The organism is Microcystis sp. LE19-195.1E (assembly GCF_027532095.1).
GTDB lineage: Bacteria > Cyanobacteriota > Cyanobacteriia > Cyanobacteriales > Microcystaceae > Microcystis > Microcystis aeruginosa.
The window spans coordinates 1-6,518 of sequence record NZ_JAPZSZ010000098.1; the positions used below are offsets into that span (position 1 = coordinate 1).

At 43.1% G+C, this 6,518-nt stretch carries 6 protein-coding genes; 3 read left to right on the forward strand and 3 right to left on the reverse strand.

Annotated features, from left to right (window positions below; translation table 11 throughout):
* Nucleotides 1-314: 314 nt before the first annotated feature.
* Nucleotides 315-821, forward strand: a complete 507-nt coding sequence (locus O9300_RS06005; RefSeq protein ID WP_002768563.1) for a hypothetical protein — start codon at nt 315-317, stop codon at nt 819-821.
* Between the two features lie 72 nt (nt 822-893).
* On the opposite strand, the gene ndhD1 is transcribed toward O9300_RS06005, so the two are convergent.
* Nucleotides 894-2,477 carry a photosynthetic/respiratory NAD(P)H-quinone oxidoreductase subunit D1 gene (gene ndhD1 / locus O9300_RS06010; RefSeq protein ID WP_002768562.1) on the reverse strand — a complete coding sequence of 528 codons (1,584 nt, stop codon included), beginning with the start codon at nt 2,475-2,477 and terminating at the stop codon, nt 894-896.
* 362 nt (nt 2,478-2,839) lie between these two features.
* A complete protein-coding gene (locus O9300_RS06015) occupies nt 2,840-3,577 on the reverse strand; it encodes a phycocyanobilin:ferredoxin oxidoreductase (RefSeq protein WP_287970617.1) in 738 nt (245 codons plus the stop codon).
* A gap of 481 nt (nt 3,578-4,058) precedes the next feature.
* On the opposite strand from O9300_RS06015, the gene O9300_RS06020 reads away from it, so the two are divergent.
* Nucleotides 4,059-4,334, forward strand: a complete 276-nt coding sequence (locus O9300_RS06020) for a hypothetical protein (protein ID WP_287732459.1) — start codon at nt 4,059-4,061, stop codon at nt 4,332-4,334.
* A 383-nt stretch (nt 4,335-4,717) separates the two neighbouring features.
* On the opposite strand, the gene O9300_RS06025 is transcribed toward O9300_RS06020, so the two are convergent.
* Entirely contained in the window at nt 4,718-5,899 is a 1,182-nt protein-coding gene (locus tag O9300_RS06025; RefSeq protein ID WP_287970619.1) for an NAD(P)/FAD-dependent oxidoreductase, read from the reverse strand.
* Between the two features lie 121 nt (nt 5,900-6,020).
* Between O9300_RS06025 and O9300_RS06030 the strand changes: the two genes are divergently transcribed.
* On the forward strand, nt 6,021-6,518 hold a 498-nt coding region (locus tag O9300_RS06030; RefSeq protein ID WP_287970622.1), incomplete at its 3' end, for a Uma2 family endonuclease.

The following is a 6,518-nucleotide window of genomic DNA, read 5'->3' on the forward strand; positions in this document are numbered from 1 at the left end:
GAGTAGAGCGATTCCGTAGAGTTGGCTGTATAGTGATCGCTAACCTGATTTTAACAGATAGTGTCATTAATCTCTAGAGTAAGGGATTCCCTCTGTAGCCATGTTTTTGCTGATTTTCTGCCCCGAAACAAGCTATAATGGTCTAAAGGTCAAATTTGAAAATTTTTGCCTCAAACCCTATCGGCGTAAGAACTTCAGGATTTTGTGTCCAGTAGTTCATTGGTATTGTATTGCTTGAACTCAGGCTCTGTAAGACTTTTAGCCATAGCTAGTATTTTTATACGGGGGAAGTCCAGGAATAAAGGAGATTTTTCATGAGTCAAGAGTTAACACCTGCTCTAGAGCCAAAGCGTAAAGGCACATTGGGGGAACAAGTTCGTAAAATTGCCGATCAGCTTCAACAAGATACTGAATTGCAGATTAAAGCGACCTCTCGTATACTAGGAGCCGCCGCTCAGATTAGTGAAAATCACGATCAACTTATTCGTGAGGTTGTTGATATGGTTGAGGAAGATCTAGACAACCAAGCTTGCGTTTATCAGACAATCAACTTCACTGTTGATACTCTTAAGCAGCAGTTTAGAACGCTAAATGAAGCTAAGTATTATTTTGGATTAAAAGCTAATAGTTGGGCAGCTCTTGCTAATAAACTCAACAATCTATCTACTCAAGACTCGATGCCTATTGATTATGACAAGAATTCAATATCAAAACGCTTTGATGTGATTGAAGGTGAGATCAGAGCTATGCGTTCCGAAATAAGTCAGATATTGTTTCTGTTAAAGCTACTTATTCCTGATAAGTCCTCTCTTGATCAATAATGTGGTGGGTTACGGCGAATTTTTAATTATTGGTTAACTGCTTAACTTGTCGTCGCCTAACCCACCCTACATTTAAATTTCGGGTGCTTTTAGGGAATAAAGGGAGAAACTAGGGGTTTTTGCCTTTGCCTGTTGGACTAAACTGGGGACGGAATTACGCGCTAGGGCGGTTAATTTATTGGTGGTAGCATCGTAAATTGTCGTCGCCACTTTGGGATAGAGTCCAATGCCGATAATTGGCACTAATAGAGAAGCGATGATAAAGACTTCCCGGGGTTCCGCATCCACTAGGGCATGGTGTTCTTCTAATTCCTTATTTTCCGGCCCATAGAGAATTTCTCGCAACATGGACAAGAGATAAATCGGGGTGAGAATGACACCGATAGCCGCTAAAAAGACGATGATGACGCGGAAAGTGGGACTATAGGCATCACTGGTGGCAAAACCGATAAATACCATTAATTCCGCCACAAAACCGCTCATCCCGGGCAAAGCCAGGGAAGCGAGGGAACAGGTAGTCCACATGGCAAAAACTTTCTTCATTTTCTTGCCGACACCGCCCATCTCGTCTAACATCAGGGTATGGGTGCGATCGTAGGTACAACCGACCATAAAGAATAAACTCGCCCCAATCAGTCCGTGGGAAATCATCTGTAACATCGCCCCGCTTGTACCAATATCGGTAAAGGAAGCCATGCCAATCAGCACAAATCCCATGTGAGAGATGGAAGAATAGGCAATTTTGCGCTTAAGATTGCGTTGGGCAAAGGAGGTTAAGGCGGCGTAGATAATATTAACTACCCCTAAAATCACCAAAACGGGGGCGAAAACGGCGTGAGCATCGGGTAACATCCCCATATTCATCCGTAAGAGCGCATAACCACCCATTTTAAGCAAAATTCCCGCTAGTAACATATGGGCGGGGGCAGTGGCTTCGCCGTGGGCATCCGGTAGCCAAGTATGGAGGGGGAAAATCGGCAGTTTTACCCCGTAGGCAATCAGGAAACCGGCGTAGAGGAATAATTGCAGTTTCAGGGGAAAATCCTTGCCGGCAATAGTCACCATGTCAAAGGAGACGGTATCGCCATAAAAAGCCATCGTCAGCGCCGCTACAAGGATGAATAGAGAGCCTCCGGCGGTGTAAAGGATAAATTTGGTGGCCGCGTAGAGACGGCGTTTACCGCCCCAAATGGAGAGGATGAGATAGACGGGGACTAATTCTAATTCCCAGACGAGGAAGAACAGTAACAGATCCTGTACGGCAAACACCGCAATCTGTCCCCCGTACATCAACAGCATCAGGAAGTAGAATAGTTTCGGTTTAAAAGTCACCGGCCAAGCCGCTAAGATAGCCAGAGTGGTGATAAATCCCGTTAAGATAATCAGAGGCATGGAGAGGCCATCGGCTCCTAAAGACCATCTTAGGTCAATTTCGGGCAACCATTGGTAACTTTCCACTAATTGCAGATTGGGATTAGCGAAATCGTAACTGCTATAGAAAGCGTAGATAATTAGGGCAAAGTCGATTAATCCCACCGTCAGAGCAAACCATCTCACGGTTTTACCGTCTTTATCGGGAATTATGGGAACTAATAAAGCGGCGACGATGGGAAAAAGGATGATGGCAGTTAACCAAGGAAAGTTCGTTAGATTCATCGGCTGTTTTAATATTTATTTAATTGTCAGAATCGAGAAATTAAGCTAGGGCTTTTTGGCGGTTTTACCTGGGAAAACCGCTTTTTTTCTCTTGTTCTCGCGGTTACAGTTAACTGTACCTAAATCAATCTAGCAATTATTTTCCTGTCCTTGTCTATTAATATTGTTAAGTTTCAAGAGACTTCTGGCCTAATTAGGGTTTGAGAGTTCAAAAATGGGAAAAATAGCGATGAAGTTGCAGAAAATCTCTAAATAAGAGGTAGGTGTTAAAAATTGTCGGCTCCATTGAAGGTAGGGTTGATTCATGAATCAACCCTACGATGAATCAACCCTAGGATCAAGGGGGAAAGGGATAGTTCAGTTTAATCGGGCAGATCAAAGAGAACACCCGTCATATAACGCTCTGCCCATTCCCAACCGAAGGCTTTTTCTAGTACACGCCGAGTTTTATCGTTTTTTTGCTGTTGACTACAATAATCCCGTTGTCCCTGTAAATAAATGCGCTCCGCTTCCCCGGAAAGAGGCTGACTTTCTTTAGCACATTTGCAGTGAATTGTCAAGAAATCTGTTACTCTTTGTAAAAATTGTCGTTCCTCGGCGGCGGTTTCGGGACGAATAAACAGACAATATTCCGAGAAAATATGACCCCAAGGCGGCAAATCACGAGCTTGAGCGAAATAGACCCCAGGTAAAGCCGCTAAAGCTTGATTATAGGCACTAGAGAGGGTTTTATCGCCACTGGTGGGAGAAAGATCCACAATAGCGGCACTGATTCCCGCTTTGCCGGAGACTATATCACATCCAAACATCGGCAGCGGATATTCTGGACGGGGGAACATGACACAGTGAAGGATATCCAAACTATTGCCCAGTTTAGCCAGTTCTAGGTGCATTTTGCGGAACTGGGGAGTTTGATAGCAGCGATTCTCGATAATTAATTTTTCCCCTTCTAAACGTCCCTCCACATAGCCTAAACCTTCCGGCAACTCAAAGGGCGACAAATCAAGATAATTTTCCCAGTGGGACAGAATTGCCGTGGCTAATTGTCCAATCAGGGGATGAAGTAACGGTAAAATTTCAGGCTTGGTAACGGCTATCATAGGTCAGTAATCAGTTATCAGTAATCAGTTATCAGTGATAACTGATTACTTTCCCCAGGGTGAGCGCATCTCAAACCCTATTGACAATTGGCCAATTTGGTGATAAGCATGGGCATTTCAAGTGATACCAGTCAATCAGAATAGTTAGGAACTCGACCTATTTGGTCGATTGTTGCTCAACAATTGAGATGGCGAATTCTCCTCAAATATGCCTGAATCGTGGGTAGGCAACTCAGATAAAGTTCATTTTGTCAAGGATTGTCTAAGATGAGCTTACCCTGATTTCTTTACTATATTTTGTGTTTTTTGTCAAGAGGTTTTTAGGGTTTTAGTAAAGATATGACGGTAAGATTCGAGAAGATAGGACTGTTTTGATGACAACTATTATTGATAGAATCGATAGAATAACGAGAGGAAAGCTTGATTGTTTGCCTCAACCGACAATTTTTAATTGTTAATAAACTTTGACCAGACCCTAACTATGAATGAACCACCTAATAGCGCTGGCGATGAAATCCAATTACCCCGGGGAGAAAGAGTTGGCCAGCTAAGAAATCTCATCGAAACCCTACGCATTGCCGATGAAGTGGCCAATCGAGGTTATTTGATTACCAGCGCCGAAGTGGCCGATTTAATGGATATTAATCCAGGTGCCGTTACCAGTCGAGGCGACCATTGGCCGTGGCGAAATTGGGTAATCTCCCGGGTCAGACGCGAGGGAAACCAAATTCTTTGGCAGTTGGAAAAAGTCGATTAGGATTAATGGCAACTATCAGTACTTTTGTAAAGAGGCGATAATTAGACCTCTTGCAAAAATCAAAAATCTTCCGTTAGGTGAGGAGTCAGGAGCCAGTAGCCGGTCGTCAGGAGAATTAAAAATGAGCATTAATCAATTAAATGCTCTATTTAGGAGTTTTATGCAATTTTATGTCTATTTTTATCATTTTTGCACTCTCAAAAATTAATTATGCAAGAACTCTATTATTTGGTTAAGTACCTAAGCAAAATTAATTACACATCCAAGCCGTCACCCGTCAGCCAAACGCTTTTTGTTGTGATCAGTAAACAGTGAACTAAAAATTCAAATCTGATCCCTGATAGCTGTCTCGGAGTCCCCCGTCTCGGAGTCTCCTGTCTCGACTAGGAAATTAATTTTGCACGACTACTTAAATTAGTAATTATCTCGTCATTTTCCCCCAGCAGATGACGTGCGAAACGTCGGGCTAGGGGCGGAGCCGATACAAGTGTACTGGTAAAGCCAGAAAATACCTGCAATCCCACTTTATCGGCGATCGCTCCCACTAGGGGCTGTCCCGAGGGGGCAAAGGCCACTAGGCAATGATGACAGCTGCCGGGGAGAGAGGCTAAAGAAGGCAGCAATGTCCCCACGGCGGCGCGTATTGCTTTTTCCCCCGCCAGAGGGTTTAAAATCCCGTCTGGATCGGTGATAATGGCGCTAATTTGCCCTAGATAAAGGCTTTGATCCCGGAATTGTACCGCCCCCGTTTCTAAAACACTGGCAATTATTTCTGGGGTTTCTCTCTGCCAAATGCCCTGATTTTCTAGTTGGGTAATTTTTTGCTCTAATACCAATCTAGCAGGAATTGCGGGCATAACTAGGGTGTTGAATTTGATCTCAGTGGGGGGAATTTTGATCACCTGGGCATGGGTAAAATAGACGGGAGCAGTAATACCGGATTTTTGCAGTAAAGACCGGGTTAATCCCCCCGCACAAACGATAGTTTCCCCAGCATAATAATTATTTTTAGGAGTTTTTACGCCGGTAATTCTCGATGCAGTTTCAATTAATTCGATGACAGCTTCCCGAATAATCTTGCCTCCCAGACGTAGAAAAGCTTGTTGATAGGCAAGATTAGTTTTTTCGGCGTTGATGTGACCGTGGGGCAGTCGTAAAACTCCGGAGATAGCTGCGGGATTTAATAGAGGTTCTAAAGCGATCGCTGCTTGCGGATCGAGAATTTCGGGAGTAATAGCAAAGATAGCAAATTTTTCGGCCACAGCGACTGGATCATCTTCGGGGTTAACGGTGAGAATTAGCTCTATGTCCCGGTATTCGTTATCTATGCCCAATTCCTGCGATAAATTGCGCTGAATTTCTCGACCTTCTTGATATAATTTTCTCTGGATTTCTGTGGTGGCCGACCAATAGGCTAAACCCCCGTAACTGTAGAAAGTGGCGTTGAGGGGATGGGTTTCTTTTTCTAATAAGAGGACTCGACTGCCTAGGTTAGCTAGTTCATAACTTAAGGCAGAACCGGTGATACCACCACCGATAATTATATAATCATAAGTTGTGGTCATAATTGGGCTAATTTTTCCTCGATTAATCTATTCTATCATTATACTTGCTCAGTTCCCTGGTTCTGATTTAAGCAATAGTTGCTATAATTAGAGGAAAAGTTGAAAGCGGGACTGGATAACTATGCAACAGTTAGAAACTAGGGGGATAACTGACCGATGGATTAAAGCTAGTTGGGAAGAATACTTAGCAGCAATTAACCACCTCCCAGAGAATCAAGGAAAAAGTTATTATTACAATGGCTATTATCGATTAGAAATGACTCCTATTGGATTTGAACACGCTAGAGATCATCATGTTGTCTTTTTGGGGGTGAGTCTCTACGCTATCCTCAAAGAAATTCCTTTTCAAGGACTCCCCACTTGTTCCTATCGCAAAAGAGGAATTAGAGAAGTGCAGCCAGATATATCTTACTATCTAGGAGAGAAAGCGAATCTGATACCAAATGGGACTTCGATTATTGATTTAAATCAGTATCCTCCACCAGATTTAGTCATTGAAATCTCAAAATCTACCCTCAATGATGACTTAGGTAATAAACGCTTGCTCTACGAAGAATTAGGAGTTAGTGAATACTGGAGTGTTAAGGTAAATGATCCTCAAATATTCGCTTTTGAAATA

Excerpts from the sequence above, each read along its gene's own strand:
- ndhD1 (WP_002768562.1), bottom strand. The coding sequence starts at position 2,477 with ATGAATCTAACGAACTTTCCTTGGTTAACTGCCATCATCCTTTTTCCC.
- O9300_RS06015 (WP_287970617.1), bottom strand. The coding sequence starts at position 3,577 with ATGATAGCCGTTACCAAGCCTGAAATTTTACCGTTACTTCATCCCCTG.
- O9300_RS06025 (WP_287970619.1), bottom strand. The coding sequence starts at position 5,899 with ATGACCACAACTTATGATTATATAATTATCGGTGGTGGTATCACCGGT.
- O9300_RS06005 (WP_002768563.1), top strand. The coding sequence starts at position 315 with ATGAGTCAAGAGTTAACACCTGCTCTAGAGCCAAAGCGTAAAGGCACA.
- O9300_RS06020 (WP_287732459.1), top strand. The coding sequence starts at position 4,059 with ATGAATGAACCACCTAATAGCGCTGGCGATGAAATCCAATTACCCCGG.